Raw genomic sequence first — 247 nt, 5'->3', positions numbered from 1 at the left:
CACCCTCGGCCTCTGTGATGCGTTCCCAGAAGGTTACTGCATCTAGTACAGTAGGTTCAGGCGCGGCGGGTACATCCACCCAAGGTTTGATGTGGCCGTGCTTACCTGATGCAAGCTCGTCGTACACTGCCCCCGATGTGTAGGTCTGCCACACACCGTGGGTGTCCATACCAACAATAGCTTTATTAGTCCCCACATAGTGCAGGTCTGTAAGTTTATCCATTAGTAAGGTAATCCTTCATCTTTA

General features: G+C 51.0%; 1 protein-coding gene. It reads right to left on the bottom strand.

Annotation, left to right across the window (positions count from 1 at the left end; genetic code table 11):
- Positions 1 to 223 (bottom strand): hypothetical protein (locus HBA93_RS22595; RefSeq protein ID WP_502910184.1); only part of this gene is annotated, 223 nt, incomplete at its 3' end.
- Positions 224 to 247: the final 24 nt, after the last annotated feature.

This window comes from Ochrobactrum sp. SFR4 (assembly GCF_019730395.1).
Taxonomy (GTDB): Bacteria; Pseudomonadota; Alphaproteobacteria; order Rhizobiales; family Rhizobiaceae; genus Pseudochrobactrum.
This window is presented reverse-complemented; position numbering and strand designations above follow the sequence as displayed.